The organism is Streptomyces mutabilis, from assembly GCF_014649815.1.
Classification (GTDB): Bacteria; Actinomycetota; Actinomycetes; order Streptomycetales; family Streptomycetaceae; genus Streptomyces; species Streptomyces mutabilis.
In genome coordinates, this window is sequence record NZ_BMTT01000008.1 from 1 (window position 1) to 14800 (window position 14800).

12 protein-coding genes are annotated in these 14800 nt (G+C 71.5%); 8 read left to right on the forward strand and 4 right to left on the reverse strand.

The features are described 5' to 3' along the window. The 3 genes from IE142_RS17880 to glgB all read left to right on the forward strand — a co-directional run. Positions 1-231, forward strand: a 231-nt coding sequence (locus tag IE142_RS17880) for an alpha-glucosidase C-terminal domain-containing protein (protein WP_191886716.1), incomplete at its 5' end; no start/stop codon positions are given. Between the two features lie 98 nt (positions 232-329). Further along, on the forward strand, positions 330-1718 hold the full coding sequence (locus IE142_RS17885) for a maltokinase N-terminal cap-like domain-containing protein (protein ID WP_191886717.1): 1389 nt from the start codon (positions 330-332) through the stop codon (positions 1716-1718). 49 nt (positions 1719-1767) lie between these two features. Beyond that, a complete protein-coding gene (glgB, locus tag IE142_RS17890) occupies positions 1768-4248 on the forward strand; it encodes a 1,4-alpha-glucan branching enzyme (RefSeq protein WP_191886718.1) in 2481 nt (826 codons plus the stop codon). On the opposite strand, the gene IE142_RS17895 is transcribed toward glgB, so the two are convergent. The 4 genes from IE142_RS17895 to IE142_RS17910 all read right to left on the reverse strand — a co-directional run bounded on the left by IE142_RS17895 (position 4245) and on the right by IE142_RS17910 (position 8876). Next, the gene (locus tag IE142_RS17895; RefSeq protein WP_191886719.1) at positions 4245-6509 is read right to left on the reverse strand and encodes a HelD family protein; all 2265 of its coding nucleotides are present in this window, start codon (positions 6507-6509) and stop codon (positions 4245-4247) included. The two genes, glgB and IE142_RS17895, sit on opposite strands and share 4 nt — an antisense overlap. 120 nt (positions 6510-6629) lie before the next feature. After that, on the reverse strand, positions 6630-6944 hold the full coding sequence (locus IE142_RS17900) for a thioredoxin family protein (protein WP_191886908.1): 315 nt from the start codon (positions 6942-6944) through the stop codon (positions 6630-6632). A 14-nt stretch (positions 6945-6958) separates the two neighbouring features. Beyond that, positions 6959-7357 carry a MerR family transcriptional regulator gene (locus tag IE142_RS17905; RefSeq protein WP_191886720.1) on the reverse strand — a complete coding sequence of 133 codons (399 nt, stop codon included), beginning with the start codon at positions 7355-7357 and terminating at the stop codon, positions 6959-6961. Positions 7358-7487: 130 nt separating this feature from the next. Then, on the reverse strand, positions 7488-8876 hold the full coding sequence (locus IE142_RS17910) for a cation:dicarboxylate symporter family transporter (RefSeq protein ID WP_191886721.1): 1389 nt from the start codon (positions 8874-8876) through the stop codon (positions 7488-7490). Positions 8877-9030: 154 nt separating this feature from the next. Between IE142_RS17910 and IE142_RS17915 the strand changes: the two genes are divergently transcribed. From IE142_RS17915 to IE142_RS17935, 5 genes are all read left to right on the forward strand, one after another. Further along, positions 9031-10725 (forward strand): sensor histidine kinase, encoded by a 1695-nt coding sequence (locus IE142_RS17915; protein WP_191886722.1) that lies wholly within the window; start codon positions 9031-9033, stop codon positions 10723-10725. Continuing rightward, positions 10722-11423 (forward strand): response regulator, encoded by a 702-nt coding sequence (locus IE142_RS17920; protein WP_191886723.1) that lies wholly within the window; start codon positions 10722-10724, stop codon positions 11421-11423. Before IE142_RS17915 ends, IE142_RS17920 begins: the two co-directional genes overlap by 4 nt. Before the next feature lie 106 nt (positions 11424-11529). Then, on the forward strand, positions 11530-12909 hold the full coding sequence (locus tag IE142_RS17925) for an extracellular solute-binding protein (RefSeq protein WP_191886724.1): 1380 nt from the start codon (positions 11530-11532) through the stop codon (positions 12907-12909). After that, a complete protein-coding gene (locus IE142_RS17930; protein ID WP_191886725.1) occupies positions 12906-13859 on the forward strand; it encodes a carbohydrate ABC transporter permease in 954 nt (317 codons plus the stop codon). Before IE142_RS17925 ends, IE142_RS17930 begins: the two co-directional genes overlap by 4 nt. A 4-nt stretch (positions 13860-13863) precedes the next feature. Beyond that, positions 13864-14730: a carbohydrate ABC transporter permease gene (locus IE142_RS17935; RefSeq protein WP_191886726.1), complete on the forward strand. Its 867-nt coding sequence runs from the start codon at positions 13864-13866 to the stop codon at positions 14728-14730. Positions 14731-14800 lie beyond the last annotated feature (70 nt).

Here is a 14800-nt window from a genome sequence, read left to right on the forward strand (position 1 = left end):
CCCGCCGTACTGGCCTTCCTGCGGGAGTACGAGGACGACCTGGTGCTGTGCGTGCACAACTTCTCCCGGTTCGCGCAGCCCACCGAGCTGGACCTGAGCGCCTTCGAGGGTCGCCATCCGGTCGAGTTGTTCGGCGGGGTCCGCTTCCCGGCCGTCGGCGGGCTGCCGTACCTGCTGACCCTCGGTGGGCACGGCTTCTACTGGTTCCGGCTCCGAAAGGACGCCGTCTAGCCCACAGGGCCCGATCCCCGGCGCGGGGCGGTTTCCGCCGCCCCGCCCGGGGCACGCATCAGTAACACCCCGACGACCCGGGGAAGGGACGCGACGCCATGTCGGAAGCCGTCACGAGCACGAGCCCGCCGAGCCTCCTTGCGTCACTCGATCCACTCCTGCGGGACTGGCTGCCCCGGCAGCGCTGGTACGCCGGCAAGGGGAGTCCGGTCACCGGGTTCTCCCTGGTCGCGGCCACCGACCTGCTCCCCTCCGAGGCCCGCCTCGGCCTCCACCACCTGCTGGTCCGCGCCCACCAGCAGCCCGTCGCGGCCGCCGCCGCGCCCGAGGAGCCCGGCGACTGCTACCAGCTCCTCATAGGCACGCGCGAGGCGCTGCCGCCCCGGCTGGCGCCCGCGCTGATCGGACACGTGACCCAGGGCCCGCTGGCCGGCCGCACCGCCTACGACGCCCTGTACGACACCCGGCCCGCCGAGGTGCTCCTGGAGGCGCTGCGCACCGGGGCCCGCATCGGCGGCCTCCGCTTCGAACGGGAAGGGGAGCAGGAGATACGTACGGGGCTGGTGCCCCGGCTGATGACCGCGGAGCAGTCGAACTCGTCGGTCGTGTATGGAGATACGTTTATTCTGAAGCTGTTGCGCCGGATCGTGCCGGGCGTCAACCCCGACTTGGAGCTGCCCCTGGCGCTGGCCCGCGAGGGGTGCGCCCGGGTGCCCGCGCCGGCCGGGTGGATGGTCGCCGACCTGGCCGACCGGACCTGGGTGCTGGGCGTGCTGCAGCCCTACGTGCAGGGCGCGACCGACGGCTGGGAGCTGGCCCTGCGGGAGCTGGCGAAGGGCGAGGACTTCGTCGCCGAGGCGCGGGCGCTGGGGCGGGCCACCGCCGAGGTGCACACCGCGCTGGCCCGCACGCTGCCGACCGTCACCCTCGGGCACGGCCGGATCCGGCAGCTCGCCGACGGCATGATCGGCCGGCTGGAGGAGGCGGCGCGGGCGGTGCCCGTACTGCGGCCGTACGCCCCCGCGCTGCGCACGGCGTTCACCGCGCTGGGCGACCTGGCCGCCGAGGGCCGTACCTGGACCGCCCAGCGCGTCCACGGCGACCTGCACCTCGGCCAGTGCCTGCGCTCGCCCTCCGGACAGTGGTCGCTGATCGACTTCGAGGGGGAACCCGCCAAGCCACTGGCCGAGCGCCGGATACCGCAGCCGCCGGTGCGGGACGTCGCCGGCATGCTGCGCTCCTTCGACTACGCCGCGCACTCGGCCGGTGCCCCGGCGCCCGGCTGGGCCGAGTCCTGCCGGGCCGCGTACTGCACCGGGTACGCCGAGGCCGGCGGCCACGACCCGCGCACCGACCCGGTGATGCTCCGCGCCTGCGAGACGGACAAGGCGGTCTACGAGGTCCTGTACGAGACTCGGCACCGTCCCGACTGGCTGGCGGTGCCCCTGTCCGCGGTGCGCCGCCTGTCCGCGCCCGAACCGGCATGACGCCCCTCTTGATCGCACTGCGCCCAGGAACGCCAAGGAGGCCCCGCCCGTGACCCCCCGCCCCTCGTCCAGCGGTCCCGACCCGGAGGAGACGGCCGCCAAGAAGGCGGCCGCGAAGAAGACGACCGGTGAGAAGGCGACCGGCAGGAAGACGGCCGCGAAGAGTCCTGCCGCGCAGGAGACAGCCGCCGAGGGCGCGGCCGCGAAGAAGACCGCCCCCGATCGCACGACCGCCAAGAACACGACCGCGAGGAAGGCGGCCGGGAAGAAGGCCGTCACCGCCGCGAAGAAGACCGCCGCCGCGAAGGCCGTGCCCGGCCCCGTCCGCCCCGCCGAGGTCGCCGACTCCCCCTCCCTGGACGCCGGTGACCGGGAGCGGCTGCTGACCGGCACGCATCACGACCCGCACACGGTGCTGGGCGCCCACCCGGTGCCCGACGGGGTGGCCTTCCGCGTCTTCAGGCCCTACGCCCTGGCGGTGAGCGTACTCACCGGGGAACTGCGGACCGAGCTGCGCGACGACGGGGACGGCTTCTTCTCGGGGCTGCTGCCGCTGGTCGAGGTCCCGGTCTACCGGCTGCTGGTGACGTACGAGGAGACGGTCCAGGAGACGGAGGACCCGTACCGCTTCCTGCCCACGCTGGGCGACCTGGACCTGCACCTGATCGGCGAAGGCCGGCACGAGCAGCTGTGGCAGGCGCTGGGCGCGCACCCGACGGTCCACGAGGGCGTCGCGGGCACCCGCTTCGCGGTGTGGGCGCCGAACGCGCGCGGGGTGCGGGTGGCCGGCGGCTTCAACTTCTGGGACGGCACCGGCCACCCGATGCGCTCGCTCGGCGCCACCGGCGTGTGGGAGCTGTTCCTGCCCGGGATCGGCGCGGGCGAGCTGTACAAGTTCGAGATCACCCGGCCGGACGGCTCGCGCACCTTCCGCGCCGACCCGCTGGCCCGCCGCACCGAGGTCCCGCCGGCCACCTCCTCGGTCGTGCACAGCTCGGACTACACCTGGGGCGACGCCCAGTGGCTGGCCCGCCGCGCGGAAGTGCCCGCCCACGAGGCGCCGATGTCGGTGTACGAGGTCCACCTGCCGTCCTGGCGACCGGGACTGACGTACCGGGAACTGGCCGAACAGCTCCCCGCGTACGTCAGCGACCTGGGCTTCACGCACGTCGAACTGATGCCGGTCGCCGAGCACCCGTTCGGCGGCTCCTGGGGCTATCAGGTCACCGGCTTCTACGCGCCCACGGCCCGCCTCGGCGACCCGGACGACTTCAAGTACCTGGTCGACCGGCTCCACCAGGCGGGCATCGGCGTCCTGATGGACTGGGTGCCGGCGCACTTCCCGCGCGACGACTGGGCGCTGGCCGAGTTCGACGGGCGTCCGCTGTACGAGCACTCCGACCCGCTGCGGGCCGCGCACCCGGACTGGGGCACCCTGGAGTTCGACTTCGGGCGCCGGGAGGTGCGCAACTTCCTCGTCGCCAACGCCGTGTACTGGTGCGAGGAGTTCCACATCGACGGGCTGCGGGTCGACGCGGTCGCCTCGATGCTCTACCTGGACTACTCGCGCGAGCCGGGCCAGTGGACGCCGAACGAGCACGGCGGCCGGGAGAACCTGGACGCGGTGGCGTTCCTCCAGGAGATGAACGCGACGGTGTACCGGCGGGTGCCGGGCGTCGTGACGGTCGCGGAGGAGTCGACGGCCTGGGACGGGGTCACCCGGGCCACCCACCACAAGGGGCCGAGCGGCTTCGGCGGGCTCGGGTTCGGGCTGAAGTGGAACATGGGCTGGATGCACGACTCGCTCCAGTACATCAGCCACGAGCCGGTGCACCGCAAGTACCACCACGGGGAGATGACCTTCTCCATGGTGTACGCGTACAGCGAGAACTACGTGCTGCCGATATCGCACGACGAGGTGGTGCACGGCAAGAAGTCGCTGGTGTCCAAGATGCCGGGCGACTGGTGGCAGCAGCGGGCGAACGTGCGGGCGTACCTGGGCTTCATGTGGGCCCACCCCGGCAAGCAGCTCCTCTTCATGGGGCAGGAGTTCGCGCAGGGCGCCGAGTGGTCCGAGGCGCACGGTCCCGACTGGTGGCTGCTGGACCCGGAGTACGGGGCGGCGGCGGACCACCTCGGCGTGCGGGACCTGGTCCGCGACCTCAACACCGCGTACCGGGCGACGCCCGCCCTGTGGCGGTGCGACACCCACCCCTCCGGCTTCGCGTGGGTGGTCGGCGACGCCGCCGAGGACAACGTCCTCGCGTTCCTGCGGCTGGACGCCGACGGCGCCCCACTGCTCGCGGTGTCGCACTTCGCCCCGGTCGTGCGGCACGACTACCGCCTCGGCGTCCCGGACGACGTGCCCGCCTGGCACGAGGTGCTCAACACGGACGAGGTCCGCTACGGCGGCGGTGGCGTCGGCAATTCCAACCCGGTCAAGCCGGAGGCGCGGGGCCGACACGGCCGGGCGGCGAGCGTCCGCCTGACCCTGCCGCCCCTCGCGACGGTGTGGCTGCGTCCGGCCTAGGCGTCCACGAGCCCCTTCGGCAGCGGCCCGGTGTGCAGGACGCCGAGTCGCTGGGTGGCCCGGGTCAGGGCCACGTACAGGTCGCTGGTGCCGTAGCGGCCGGGCTCGACGACCAGGACGGAGTCGAACTCCAGGCCCTTGGACTGGCGCGGGTCGAGCAGGACGACGCTCCGGGTGAGGTCCGGCTCGGCGCCGGCCGTCACGCCGTCCAGCCGGGCGGCCAGCGCCCCGTGCAGTTCGCGCGGCGCGATGACGGCGAGGCGGCCCTCCTCGGGGGTCAGCTCACGGGCGGCCTCGGCGACGGCGGCCGGGAGGTCGTCGGTGGCCCGGATCCAGGGGCGTACGCCGGTGGAGCGGACCGAACTCGGCGGTGCGAAGGACGGGTCCTCGGCCCGGACCACCGCCGCCGCCACGTCCATGATCTCGGCCGGGGTGCGGTAGTTGACGCCCAGGCGGGTGTGCTCCCAGCGGTCCTCTACGTAGGGGGCGAGGATCTTCGACCAGGAGCCGACGCCGGCCGCCTCCGCGGTCTGCGCCGGGTCGCCGACCAGGGTCATCGAGCGGGTCGGGCAGCGGCGCATCAGCAGCCGCCAGGCCATCGGGGAGAGTTCCTGCGCCTCGTCCACGATGATGTGCCCGAAGGCCCAGGTGCGGTCGGCCGCGGCGCGCTCGGCGGCGCTGCGGTGGTCGTCCTCCTCCTGGCGTTCGGCGAACCGCTCGGCGTCGATGATGTCGTGGGCGAGCAGGATTTCGGCGTCCTCCTCGTCCTTGTCCTCGAACTCGTAGGTCCGGGAGGCGTACGACACGTCCAGCACGCCCTGCGCGTAGGCGATCTGCGCTTCCCGTTCGCGTTCGGCACGGGTGCGGGCGACCCGGTCGTCCACGCCGAGCAGTTCGGCCGCCTCGTCCAGCAGGGGCACGTCGGCGACGGTCCAGCGCCGGGTGACCGGGCGGCGGACGGCGGCGGCGTCCTCGGCGGGGAGGAAGGCCTCCGGGGCGGCGAGGAAGTCGGCGACGAGCCGCTGCGGGGTGAGGCGGGGCCAGAGTTGATCGATGGCCGACCAGACCTCGGGGTTCTCGGCGAGTTCGTCGCGGATCTGGGTGATGTCGCTCGGGTCGAGGAGGTTGGAGCCGTCGTAGGGGTCGGTGCCGATGCGTTCGGCGACCATGTCGGTGAGGGCGTTGAGGATGTGGCCCTCGAAGTGCTCGCGGGCGACGTTGTGCGGCAGCTTCGCGGCGCGGGTGCGCTCGCGGGCGACGCCGACCAGGCCGTCGTCCAGCATCAGGACCTCGCGGTCGTGCTCGATCGCGATGACCGGGTCGGGCAGCGACTGCCGGTCGCGGACCACCTCGGCGAGGACGCCGGCCATGTCGGCGCGGCCCTTGACCGCCGCCGCATCGGGGCTGTCCGACGCGGTGGCCTTCACGCCGGGGAACAGCTCGCCGACCGTGGCGAGCAGCACACCGGTCTCGCCCAGGGAGGGCAGCACCTCGCCGATGTAGCCGAGGAAGGCGGGGTTGGGGCCGACGATGAGGACGGCGCGCTTGGCGAGCAGTTCGCGGTGCTCGTAGAGGAGGTAGGCGGCGCGGTGCAGGGCGACGGCGGTCTTGCCGGTGCCGGGGCCGCCCTCGACGACCAGGACGCCGCGGTGCGGGGCGCGGATGATGCGGTCCTGGTCGGCCTGGATGGTCTGCACGATGTCGCCCATGCGTCCGGTGCGCGCGGAGTTCAGCGCGGCCAGCAGCACGGCGTCGCCGGACGGGTCCTCGTGGCCGGTGCGCGTCTCGTCACCGAGGTCGAGGATCTCGTCGTGCAGGGCGGTGACCCTGCGGCCCTCGCTCGCGATGTGCCGGCGGCGGCGCAGACCCATCGGGGTGTGGCCGGTGGCCAGGTAGAAGGGGCGGGCGACGTCGGCCCGCCAGTCGATGAGGACCGGGGTGCGCTCGGCGTCGTCGGCGCGCAGGCCGATGCGGCCGATGTGGTGGCCGACCCCGGAGGTGAGGTCGATCCGGCCGAAGCAGAGGGAGCCGTCCACCGCGTTGAGCGCGGCGAGCAGCCCGGAGCGCTCGGCGACCAGGATGTCCCGCTCCAGCCGGGCCTGCTGGGGGGTGTTGCCCTGCGCGAGCGCCTCGGTGACCGAGACCTCGGCGTCGCCGCGCAGCGCGTCCACACGCGCGTACAGCCCGTCGATGAATTCCTGCTCGTGCCGCAATTCATCGTCCGGAAATTCGGTGTTTGACAATTCCACTCCCGGCCGCATATACTGTGCCTACTGAACTTCTTCGCGACCTCATTTCCTTGAAGTCACGAATCATCGAATATACGCAATGAAATCCCCCGAGCGCAATTGCTCGGGGGATTCTGCGTTTTGCCGGGCCGGTCAGACGATGTCGGCCAGTTCCTCCAGCAGCCGCCGCTTGGGCCGGGAGCCCACCATCGACTTCACCGGCTCGCCGTCGCGGAAGACCATGAACGTCGGCATCGACAACACCTTGTACGCGTTCGTGGTCGCCGGGTTCCGGTCGACGTTCAACTGCATCACCCTCAGTCGGCCGGCCTCCTCCGCGGCCACGGCGCCGAGCACCGGGGCCATCTGCCGGCACGGCGGGCACCAGTCCGCGGTGAACTCCACCAGCACCGGCAGCTCGCTGCCCAGCACCCGGGTGCCGAACTCCGCGTCCGTCACCTCCGTCACACCGTTGTCCGTCGTCATGCGTGCCCTCCCAGTTCGCACTTGGGCTCCGGACCCCCCGGAACCGCCGCCTCGGCCCGCGCCAGCTGCGCACCCACCTGCGCCCGCACCGACGTGAGCTGCTCGATCAGCGCGTCCAGCTCCGCCAGCTTGCGGCGGTAGACCACGAGGGAGGCCGGACAGGAGTCGCCCTCGGGGTGCCCGGCGCGCAGGCACTCCACGAAGGGGCGGGTCTCCTCCAGGTCGAACCCGAAGTCCTGGAGCGTCCTGATCTGCCGCAGCAGCTTCAGGTCGTCCTCGTCGTAGGTCCGGTAGCCGTTGCCGGTGCGCCGCGCGGTCAGCAGGCCCCGCGTCTCGTAGTACCGCAGCGTCCGCGTCGTGGTCCCGGCCCGTGCGGCCAGCTCGCCGATTCGCATGCGGACGAACGTAAGCCTTGACGCGGGCGTCAAGGCAAGAAGCCCCGCGCCGGGGGGGCGCGGGGCTTCGGGGGACCGGGCGGCTGAGCAACGGGGGGAGCACCTCAGCCGCCCGGGATCCGCGGCGCGGTCAGGCCCGCGCCAGCTCCTTCTCGCCGCCCTGCTCGGGCAGCTCCGGCGCGTCGTCGTCGGCGCCGTGGTGATCGTCCAGCAGGGTCTTCTCGTCGAACGGGATCCGGCCGGCCAGCACCTCGGTCACGCGGTCCTTGTCGATCTCCTTGGTCCAGGTGCCGATCAGGACGGTGGCCACGGCGTTGCCGCCGAAGTTCGTCAGCGCGCGGGCCTCGCTCATGAAGCGGTCGATGCCGACGATCAGGCCGATGCCGTCCACCAGGGCGGGCTTGTGCGAGGAGAGACCGCCGGCCAGCGTGGCCAGGCCGGCGCCGGAGACACCGGCCGCGCCCTTCGAGGCGACCAGGAGGAAGAGCAGCAGCGGGATCTGCTCGCCGATCGACATCGGCGTGCCCATGGCGTCGGCGATGAACAGCGAGGCCATGGTCATGTAGATCATGGTGCCGTCGAGGTTGAAGGAGTAGCCGGTCGGGACGGTGATGCCGACCACCGGCTTGCTGACGCCCAGGTGCTCCATCTTCGCGATGAGGCGGGGCAACGCCGACTCCGAGGAGGACGTGGACAGGATCAGCAGGAACTCGCGGCCGAGGTACTTGAAGAGCGAGAGAACGTTGACGCCGGCGATGACGCGCAGCAGCGTGCCGAGCACCAGGAAGAGGAAGAGCACACAGGTCACGTAGAAGCCGAGCATCAGGACGGCCAGGCTCTTGAGGGCGTCGACACCGGCCGAGCCGGTGACGGCGGCGATGGCACCGAAGGCGCCGACCGGTGCGGCCCACATGATCATCGCAAGGACGCGGAAGACCAGCCGCTGGATGTGCTCGATGCCGCGCAGGATCGGCTGCCCAGCGTTGCCCATGGCCTGCAGGGCGAAGCCGCACAGCAGGGCGATCAGCAGGGTCTGCAGTACCTCGCCCGAGGTGAACGCCGACACGATCGTGGTCGGGATGATGCCCATCAGGAAGTCGACGGTGCCCTTGGCCTCCGCGTCGACCTGCGCCTGACCGGTCTCCTTGACGGCGTCGGTGACCGCGAGGCCCGTGCCCGGGTCCAGGATGTTGCCGACGACCAGGCCGATGGCGAGGGCCACCAGCGACATCACCAGGAAGTAGACCAGCGCGATACCGCCGACCGCACCGACCTTGGCGGCCTTGCGCACGGAACCGATGCCCAGCACGATCGTGCAGAAGATGATCGGCGAGATCATCATCTTGATCAGGTTCACGAAGCCGGTACCGAGCGGTTTCAGCTCGGTCGCGAAGTCGGGGGCGGCGAGACCGACGGTGATACCGAGGGCGACCGCGATGATCACCGCGATGTAGAGGTAGTGCGTGCGATCGCGCTTGGCTTTGGGTGCGGCAGGTGCCGTAGCGGCGTTGCTGGTCACGGCGGCCCTCCTTGACGACGTCGTCGGCATCACCGGCGTGCGGCTCACGTCCGGGGAGTTTGTTTCGGGGATGCGGCGACTATCTCCTGCGTTGTGAGCACGGTCACCCTTTCGTTCATTTAGTTCGCAATCCAGCCAGGGGGAGACTTGCGGCATGCACCTCCGCGTCCCGGGACCCCGTAGCCTGGCCGGTCAGCTCTTCGCCATGCAGGCCGTGCTGATAGCCGTCGTCGTGGCCGGATACGCACTGTTCACCTACATCAGCGACCGGGGGCAGGCGCAGGACGCGGCCGGGCGGCAGGCCAGGGCGGTGTCGCTGGCGATCGCCGACTCGCCGTCCGTGCTGGAGGCCATCCGCGCCCCCGACCCGACGGCGCGGCTCCAGCCGTACGCGGTGCGGGTCATGCGGGACACCGACGTGGACTTCGTGACGATCATGAACCCGGAGGGCATTCGCTGGACCCACCCGGACCCGGAGCAGATCGGCCGCCCCTTCCGCGGGCACATCGAGCGCGCGCAGCGGGGCCAGACCTTCACCGAGACCTACACGGGCACGCTCGGGCCGTCGGTGCGGGCGGTGACGCCGGTGCGGGACGGCGGTCGGACGGTCGGGCTGGTCAGCGCCGGGATCAAGGTCGAGGAGATCAGCAAGCGGGCGCAGGAGCAGCTGACGGCCCTGCTCGGGGTGGCGGCCGGGGCGCTGCTGCTCGGCGCGGTCGGCACGTACGTGATCAACGCGCGGCTGCGCCGCCACACGCACGGGATGAACGCGGACGAGCTCAGCCGGATGCACGACTACCATCAGGCGGCGCTGCACGCGGTGCGCGAGGGGCTGCTGATGCTGGACGGGCAGTACCGTGTCGCGTTGATCAACGACGGCGGACGGGAGCTGCTCGGCGTGACCGGTGACGTGGTGGGCGCCTCCGTCGCGGACCTGGGGCTGCCGGCGCAGCTGACCGGGGCGCTGCTGGCGTCGGAGCCACGGGTGGACGAGGTGCATCTGACCGACCGGCGGGTGCTGGTGGTGAACACCTCGCCGGTCTCCGGCGGCGAGCGCCGGGGCACGGTGGTGACGCTGCGGGACGTGACCGAGCTGCAGTCGCTGATGGGCGAGCTGAACTCGGAGCGCGGCTTCACGCAGGCGCTGCGCTCGCAGGCGCACGAGGCGGCCAACCGGCTGCACACGGTCGTCTCGCTGATCGAGCTGGGGCGCGCGGAGGAGGCGGTGGACTTCGCGACGGCCGAACTGGAACTGGCGCAGGCGCTGACCGACCAGGTGGTGGCGGCGGTGAGCGAGCCGGTGCTGGCCGCGCTGCTGCTGGGCAAGACGGCGCAGGCCAACGAGCGGGGAGTGGAGCTGGTGGTGTCGCAGGACAGCCGACTGGACGACGGGCTGCTGCCGCCGTCCCTGCCCGCCCGGGACCTGGTGACGATCCTGGGCAACCTGGTCGACAACGCGGTGGACGCGGCCCAGGGCCGGGTGCCCTCGCGGGTCACGGTGGCGGCGTACACCGAGACGGCCGGGGACGGGGACCCGCGGACGGCCGTGGGCGGCGGCTCCGAGCTGGTGCTGCGCGTGTCGGACACCGGCGCCGGCGTCGCCCCCGCCCATGCCGACCTGGTCTTCCAGCGCGGCTTCTCGACCAAGCCGGCCGGCGAGGGCGGTCGGGGCCTGGGGCTGGCGCTGGTCAGCCAGGCGGTGCAGCGGCACGGCGGCACCCTGACGGTGACGGAGGCGGACGGCGGCGGCGCCCGTTTCGAGGCGCGGCTGCCGCTGGACGACCCCGGGGACCGCGCACCGGCGCCGGACGTCCTGGTGGGCAGACCGGAGTCCGGGGGCGCCATATGAACAGCGCCGAGCACCCCATCCGGGTCCTGGTCGTCGAGGACGACCCGGTCGCCGCCGACGCGCACCTGATGTACGTCGGCCGGGTGCCGGGGTTCACGGCCGTCGGCAAGGCGCACACCGGCGCCGAGGCCCGGCGCACGCTGGACCGTACGCCGGTGGACCTGCTCCTGCTCGACCTGCACCTGCCTGACGTGCACGGGCTGCAGCTGGCCCGTTCGCTGCGGGCGGCCGGGCACCACACCGACGTGATAGCGGTGACGTCGGCGCGGGACCTGACGGTCGTGCGCGAGGGCGTGTCGCTGGGCGTCGTGCAGTACGTGCTGAAGCCCTTCACCTTCGCCACCCTGCGCGACCGGCTGGTGCGGTACGCCGAGTTCCGGGGCGCCGCCGGGGAGGCGAGCGGCCAGGACGAGGTGGACCGGGCGCTCGCCACGCTGCGGGCGCCCGGCCCGGCCGCGCTGCCGAAGGGGCTGAGCGCGCCGACGCTGGAGCGGGTGACGGGCGCGCTGCGCGGGTCGGACGAGGGTCTCACGGCGGCCGGGGTGGCCGATGCCGTCGGCATCTCGCGGATCACCGCCCGGCGTTACCTGGAGCACCTGGTGGACGCGGGACGGGCGGGGCGACGCCCGCTCTACGGGCAGGTGGGGCGCCCCGAGTTGGTGTACCGGTGGGTGCGGGAGAGCGAGCGGGGCCGATGAACACGAGTTGTCCACCGCACACGCATTGACCTGACTAGACCACTCCTCTTAACTTCGCCGAGCAGCCGTCCCGGCCACAGCGTCGTGCCCGTAGGAGGTCTTGCCCGTGCGTCCCACCGTCCGGTCCGTCCGGTTCACCGCCCTGTTCACCCTCACCGCGCTCGCCTCCACCGCCCTCGCCGCCTGCGGCAGCGGTTCCGGCGACGATCCGGACACGGTGAAGGTCTCCTTCAAGCAGTCGACGGACAACTCCATCAAGGTGATGGACACCTATCTCGCCGACATCAAGAAGCAGTTCGAGAAGGCCAACCCGGGGAAGAAGGTCGAGCTCGTACCGATCAAGGCCCCGGACTCGGAGTACTACACCAAGCTCCAGCAGATGCTCCGCTCCCCCAAGACCGCGCCGGATCTGGTCTACGAGGACACCTTCCTCATCAACTCCGACATCACCAGCGGCTACTTGAAGCCCCTCGACGAGTACCTGGCGAAGTGGAAGGACTGGGACCGGTTCATCGACACCGCGAAGGCGGCGGCCAGGGGCGAGGACGGCAAGACGTACGGCGTCCCGGACGGGACGGACACCCGGGGGCTGTGGTTCAGCAAGGACGTGTTCGCCGAGGCCGGGCTGCCCGCCGACTGGCAGCCGAAGACCTGGGACGAGGTCCTCGACGCCGCCCGCACCATCAAGGAGAAGGTGCCCGGAGTCACGCCGCTCAACGTGTACACCGGCAAACCCGCCGGTGAGGCCGCCGCCATGCAGGGCTTCCAGATGCTGCTGTACGGCACGAACGACGGGACCACGGACCCGCTGTACGACAAGGGCAGCAAGAAGTGGATCACGGCGGGGCAGGGGTTCGAGGACTCCCTAGCCTTCGTCGAGACCGTGTTCAAGGAGAAGCTCGGCCCGGAGGTGTCCGACGCGCTCGACCCCAACTTCGGGACCAAGGTGCGCGGTGAGCTGCTTCCACAGGGCAAGCTCGGGATCGCGCTGGACGGCTCCTGGCTGCCGCAGGACTGGCTGGAGGGCAGCGGGCACGAGTGGCCCGAGTGGTCGAAGGAGCTGGGGCTGGCCGCCATGCCGACGCAGAACGGCCAGGCGCCCGGCAAGGTGAGCATGTCCGGCGGCTGGACCTGGTCGATCCCGGCCAAGGCGGGCAACCCGGACCTGGCCTTCGAGTTCATCAAGACGATGCAGACTAAGGCCAACGCCCGTAAGTGGTACGTCGCCAACTCCGGCATCGCGGTCCGCGAGGACGTGGCGAACGACCCGGCCTACGTCGACGCCCAGCCCGGCATCGAGTTCTTCACCGACCTCGTCGGGAGCACCCACTACCGGCCCGCCTACCCGGCGTACCCGAAGGTGTCCGTCGCCATCCAGGAGGCGATGGAGGGGGTGACGACCGGCGACAAGTCGGTCGAGGAGGCGGCCCGCGATTACGACGAGGCGCTCAAGGAGGCCACCGACGACCAGGTGGTCGCCAAGTGACCGCTGCCACGCCGCCGCACCCGGGCCCGGAGCTCCGCGAGACGCCGCCGGGCCCGCCCGTCGGGCCGGCCCGCCCCGCGAGGTCCGTCGGCGCGCGCCGCTCCCTGTTCCGGGCCCTGCCCGTCTCCCCCGCCGTCGTCCTGCTGCTGCTCTTCCTGGCCGGCCCGATCGGGTACTGCGTGGTCATCGCCTTCTCCGACCTCCAGCTCACCGGGCAGGCACAGTCGTCCTTCGTCGGCTTCGAGAACTTCCGGCGGGCGTTCCAGGACGAGGCGTTCCTGAACGCCGTGTGGCTGACGCTGGTGTTCACGGTGTTGTCGTCGCTGATCGGGCAGAACACCCTGGGCCTGGCGCTGGCCTCGCTGATGCAGCGGGCCTCGAAGCCGGTCCGTACGCTCGCCGGCGGCATCGTTGTCACGGCGTGGGTGCTGCCGGAGGTGGTGGCGGGCTTCCTGCTCTACGCCTTCTTCCGCCGCGAGGGCACCCTCAACGCGATCCTGGACTGGCTCCATCTGCCGTCCCAGAACTGGCTGTTCACGCTGCCGATCCTCGCGGTGTCCTTCGCCAACGTGTGGCGGGGCACGGCGTTCTCGATGCTGGTGTACTCGGCGGCGCTCAACGAGATCCCCAAGGAGGTCACCGAGGCCGCCGAGGTGGACGGGGCGAGCGGCTGGCGCCGGATGTGGCACATCACGCTGCCGATGATCCGGCGTTCCATCGGCACCAACCTCATGCTCAACACCCTGCAGACCCTGTCGGTCTTCGGGCTGATCTGGGTGATGACGCGGGGCGGCCCGAGCGGCAAGAGCCAGACGCTGCCGCTGTTCATGTACGAGCAGGCCTTCCAGAACAGTCTGATCGGGTACGGCACGGCGGTGGCGCTGCTGCTGTTGCTGATCGGCTCCCTGTTCTCGGTCGTGTACCTGCGCCTGCTGCGGACGGAGGTCTGACCCCATGGCCCCCACGGCATCCACACCACCCGTGCCCCGCACGCCCGCCCGGCGTCGTACGACGCGCCGGCTGGCCGCCGACGCCGGGCTGCTGGTGGCCGCCGCCGCGTTCGTGCTGCCGCTGGCCTGGGTGGTGCTGTCCGCCCTGGACCCGCACGCGAGCCTGCGGGTGAAGGTCCCCGACGGAGTGACGCTGGACAACTTCGACGCGATCCTCACCCCGGAGATCACCTTCACGCCGCTGCTCAACAGCCTGGTCCTGTGCGGCGGCGCGACGGCGCTGACGGTGGCGTGCGCGGCGCTCGCGGCGTATCCGCTCTCCCGTTTCCGGTCGCGGCTGAACCGGCCGTTCCTGCTGACGATCCTGTTCGCGACCAGCCTGCCGATCACGGCGATCATGGTGCCGGTCTACGCGCTGTTCGTGCGGGTGAACATGATCGACACCATGCAGGGGACGATCTTCTTCTTCGCCGCCTCCCAGCTCCCGTTCGCCATCTGGCTGATGAAGAACTTCATGGACGGCGTGCCCAAGGAGCTGGAGGAGGCGGCGTGGACGGACGGGGCGTCGTCCTTCCAGTCGCTGCTGCGGATCGTGCTGCCGCTGATGGGGCCGGGGGTGGCGGTGGTGACCGTGTTCTCGTTCGTGATGATGTGGGGGAACTTCTTCGTCCCGTTCATGCTGCTGCTCTCCCCGGACCAGATGCCGGCCTCGGTGAGCATCAACGACTTCTTCGGCAACCGGGGCATGGTGGCGTACGGGCAGCTGGCGGCGTTCTCGATCGTCTACTCGACGCCTGTCATCCTGCTGTACGTGCTGATCTCGCGGCGGCTGGGCGGCGGGTTCGCGCTGGGCGGGGCGGTCAAGGGGTGAGCGGGCTCCGTCCGGGTGAGCCCGTAGGTTCCTACGATCCGTATCGCTGGCTGAGCAGCCCGTAGTCAAG